This is a genomic window from Nocardia sp. NPDC058518, assembly GCF_042719655.1.
Lineage (GTDB): Bacteria > Actinomycetota > Actinomycetes > Mycobacteriales > Mycobacteriaceae > Nocardia.
This window is the reverse complement of record NZ_JBHXNJ010000001.1, coordinates 711,866-716,129: the sequence shown is the minus strand read 5'-3', so window position 1 is coordinate 716,129 and position 4,264 is coordinate 711,866. Positions and strand designations below refer to the sequence as shown.

Below are 4,264 nucleotides of genomic sequence, written 5' to 3'. Positions count from 1 at the left end.
GGCGGGCGTGGCTGGTCGCGCGCGCCCGTCTGTCTGTGTGTGGGGGGGGGGGGGGCCCCCCCCCCCCGCCCCCCCCCCCCCCCACGACAGAAACAGCGCGGGTGGATCAGGCGGCGACGTGACGGTTGGTCGGCAGCGGGATGTAAAGGCCGAGGTGTACGCGGCACGTGGTGCAGAAGCCGTCGTCGTGGACGGGCTTGAACTCGGTGCAACCCTCGCACCGCGCTTGACGCAAGCCGGGCGGCAGCACACGCTCACGACGGCGGCGCGGACGTGTGGGCGCTGTTGCAGCCCCGGACTCGGGGGCTGCCGACTGCGGAGCACCGGGCAGGTCGGGGTGCTCGAGCAGGAACTCGTCGATGATGGTCGTGAGCCATTCGGGTGCTCGCCCACGAGCTTCGGCGAGCAGTCCGTACGCGGCGTCGGGGTAGTGCTCGGCGAAGAACCGGCAGTAGGTAGTCGCGAGATCGGAGGCGGCGAACCCCGCAGGCAATGCGGGCAATCCGTGACGGTTGTCCCAGCGGCACAAGTCGCACAACCCGTCGTCGCTGCGGAAGGTGTTGCCATGGGTGTGGATCGGGCGGCGGTCGGTGTGAGAGCGTTCGACAAAGCACGACACGCACCGCCACCCCAGGACCGGATGCATGGCGTTGTCGAAGTCGTCGAGTGCGTTGCTGGCGAACTGGGAGGTGTCGCGGCGATCGGACCGCTCGCGCAACCCGGTGCGTTCGGCTGCCCAGATCATGGACTTCTCCCGTGAGTCGGTCTTGTCGTTGCCGAGTGTGTACTGGTCGGCGACGTACTGGCAGTAGGTGTAATCCCAGATCTCGTCAGCGAGTTCGGCCGGCCGCGGTGGCTGCTGGCCGGCGAAGGTGGGTTTCCACCCGCGTGGAGTATCGGTGCCGATGACTCCGCGGGCGACGAGTCCGTCGAGTCGCCGCCGCAGCTTGGCGATGTCGGCGGCGTCGGTGTCGACGAACAGGTTCTCGCGGACGTAATCGGTGACGTGCGCCGGTTCGATCACGGCCGGGCGCCGCTTTGCTCGAGCGGCGACACGGGCACGCACCGCCGCTGGGGTGAGACGGGACGCATCGACACGTCGCGTTGCAGGTGCGACCAAGCGCGGTGGTGGGTTGCGCCACAGGCGGATCGACTGCCGTGGCAACTCCGCTGTCTGGAGTTGGGCGTGCAGCGCAGCGAACTCATCGGCAGCGCTGGTGTTGTTACGAGCGGCACGGGTTTCGAGGATCGCTGCGAGGGCCGCGGTGTCGTGGCTGTGTAGGCCGGGGTCGGTATCGGGGACTAACCGCACCATCCGCTCGCGCTCGGCGTCGTCGCCGGCCCGCCAGCGTGCGCCGAGGCGGCGCAGCGCGGCCTCGCGCGGGTGGAGGGTGAATACTTCGACCAGGTAGTCGAGCAACGCCCAGTCCTGCTCGGTCGCCAACGCAAGCGCGGCGGGAAATGCCTTAATCGCGGTGGCGCGGTCGGTGGCAAAGGTGGTTTCGATCTCGGCGATTGCGTCGAGGAACGGGCGGCTGTCTTGTACGGCACGGTCGGTGACGTCGGTCTCGGGCACGGCGGGTTCTCCTGACATGTGACAAGCGATGACCGCGGCACCCGGGCGCGCTGGAACTGCCACGCTTTCCCACAAAACAGGGGTGCCGGGCTGGGGTGGGCCCAGCCGAGGGCTACCGACCAGCCCGGTGGGCGACGCGGCGGCGGGAACGCGCCACTGCGTGCGGGGGCGAGTTTCCCGCGCTGACCACGCGAACCGGCGGGTGTGGCTGGGGTAGTGCGCGGGGGGCTCGTTTCCGCCGGGCGCGGGCCCGTGGCCGTGGCGCGCGCCGGGCTGGTAGCCCTCGTTCGGCTGGGTCCACCCCAGACCGTCACCCCGGACCCCGTCCCGCCGACCCGAACATCAGGCCGGCGGGACAGCAGAACCGGGCAACGCCTAGAAGTCGGGTTCCGTGCCGAACACGCCCGCTGCGGCCCCGGCGAAAACTGGTGCCGCCCACGGTTCGTCACCACCGACATCGTCGGCGATGGCCACGGTCGGTCCAGGCTTCGACCACGGATCGTCGTGTCCGCGACTGTCGATGACGGCCGGGCCACGGTCCCCACCGTTCTCGGCGCTGGTGCTGTTACGCTGGCCGAAACCAGTACCAGCTCCGCTGTTTTGGCGGGTGCCGCCGGTTCGAGTCAGACTCGCCCGCGCCCAACGCAGGCTCGGGCCGATCTCGTCGACATCGAGTTCGAACACGGTACGTTGCTCACCGCCGCGGGTTTGGTAGCTGCGCTGCTTGAGTCTCGCGATCACAATCACCCTCGCTCCCTTCGACAACGACTCCGCGGCATTCTCCGCGGTCTCTCGCCAGAGGTTGCAGCGCAGGAACAGGGGGTCCTTGTCGCGCCACTCACTGGTTTTGGGGTCGCGGTAGCGGGGTGTGGACGCGACAGTGCAGTGCGCGACCGCCACCCCTGATGGGGTGTAGGTCAATTCGATGTCGGAGCAGAGGTTGCCCCGAATATGCAGTTCGGTTTCGCTGGCCATGACGATTGCCCTTTCGTTGGTGGAGGAGTTCGCGGGGCCGACGTCCGCGTGCGCGATCGGCGGCGCGGACCGACGGATTTCGCTGGTGCGGATCCGATTCAGGAGGTGCTCGACGCCCGCGTAGTGGTTGACCGCATGCGGGGTGAACCGGCAGACAATTCACTCGGCTGGCCGCACACGGGTCCACGACCTGGTGCGGTGAAGCCCCGTTGTGCCAGGGTCAGGAGGTCGTGTCGATGTCGATGCCGACGTTGGCGGCGATCTCGCGCCCGCATTCGGCCATCATGCGGATCCGGTCGGGACGAAGGCATTCCTGCATGGCGAGGTCCAGCAGGTTCGCGATCATCAGATCCGGGTCGGCTTCGAGCGCGGTGGCGATCGCGATCCCGGCGACGACGGTGTTGTTGTGGTGGTAGGCGCTGTAGCCGAACAGCGTGGCGGCCTGCGCCCGGTCGGTGCCCTCGGTCACCGACGCGACCTGACGCCACAGTGCCTGCGCGTCACCGTGGTAGATGGTGTCGGCGAGCCCGTACATGATGTCGCGCACGACCTGGTCGCGCAGCAATACGGCGACTGTCGCGAGATCCTGCGCCGTGGCCGGTGTTTCGCTGACCGTGCTGATCTGGATGAACACCCACTCGACCATGTCGCGCCGGTAGGCGATTGCCCGGTTCGCGGCGGTCGCTGTGGCGAGGTTGTGGCGGTAGCGGGCATCGGTGTCGTCGAGGTGGGCGCGAACTTGGTCGGTGAGTTCGGGGTTCTGGGTCAGCAGGTCGGTGAGTTCGGCACGTGAACCGTGAATCTGGTGACCGTCGAGGACATGCGCGCACGCGACCATAGAGGTGCGAGGATCATCGACTCGACCGTGCTCGAAGCTCAACAGGTCCTGGTACTCGGCGCCGGCGCAAATGTGCTCGACCCACCACGCGTGGCTGGGTTCGATCCCCGCCTGTGTGAGGTGGCGGAGGAGTTCGTCGGCGGTCTTTGACGCGGTGGGGCGGTCATCGACGATGATCATCATCGTCGAGGTGAACCCCTCGCGCAGACACACCGCGTCGAGCATGTTGATCAGGTGTCGGGTCCCGGCGGGTTCGGTGACGGGGTCGATGTCGAACCGCATCACCGCCTGAATCGATTCGGTTGCGTCGGGTGTGGACTCGGTGCTGAGCAAGGGCACGACCAGCGACCGGGTTGGTAGGAATCCGAGCATCGCGGGTAGCGCGGCGATCAACTCACCGGCATTGTCGACACGTAGACGAGAGGGACTGTCGCTGGTGGTGCCGGGAGGGGCGTCGGACTCGTCGAACGCCGGGGTGTTGACGTCGTCATTGGCTTCCACAACAGGAACCTTTCGGATTGGGAGACAAGATATTTCGGACGGGTGCCGCCGCACGAGTTGTCGTGAGCGGCTCCCGGGGTCGGGGGATCACGACGAAGCCCGGATTCACCGATCAGGGATGGAGATGGCGCTTTGGGAGAGCGGGCAGGCGATGGGGTGCCGATGCCAGGCCGCTGCATGGTGGGATGGCGTTCGGCTTGCCTGGTCGAGTTGATCGGCGCACGACCGGTGCAGATGCCCGTGTTCGGCGCTAGATTCCGAGGTGTCCTCGGTTCGTCCCAAGAGAAACAAAGACCCCAAACAAAGCAGTGGAGACCCCGACACCCGCGCCAGGCGGCGGTGTCAAACACACGAGGTGGTGACCAATGGCTGTG

The 4,264-nt window shown here is 67.4% G+C and carries 3 protein-coding genes; all 3 read right to left on the bottom strand.

The genetic code is table 11. The features are described 5' to 3' along the window. Nucleotides 1–106 precede the first annotated feature (106 nt). The 3 genes from ACFWPX_RS03130 to ACFWPX_RS03120 all read right to left on the bottom strand — a co-directional run bounded on the left by ACFWPX_RS03130 (nucleotide 107) and on the right by ACFWPX_RS03120 (nucleotide 3,890). Nucleotides 107–1,576, bottom strand: a complete 1,470-nt coding sequence (locus ACFWPX_RS03130; protein ID WP_378925489.1) for a hypothetical protein — start codon at nucleotides 1,574–1,576, stop codon at nucleotides 107–109. Between the two features lie 375 nt (nucleotides 1,577–1,951). After that, a complete protein-coding gene (gene ssb, locus ACFWPX_RS03125) occupies nucleotides 1,952–2,551 on the bottom strand; it encodes a single-stranded DNA-binding protein (protein WP_378925487.1) in 600 nt (199 codons plus the stop codon). Between the two features lie 220 nt (nucleotides 2,552–2,771). Further along, nucleotides 2,772–3,890: a DUF4192 domain-containing protein gene (locus tag ACFWPX_RS03120; protein WP_378925485.1), complete on the bottom strand. Its 1,119-nt coding sequence runs from the start codon at nucleotides 3,888–3,890 to the stop codon at nucleotides 2,772–2,774. Nucleotides 3,891–4,264: the final 374 nt, after the last annotated feature.

What these genes read in the sequence shown, in the direction of transcription:
- ssb (WP_378925487.1), bottom strand. Translation starts at nt 2,551, where the DNA reads ATGGCCAGCGAAACCGAACTGCATATTCGGGGCAACCTCTGCTCCGAC.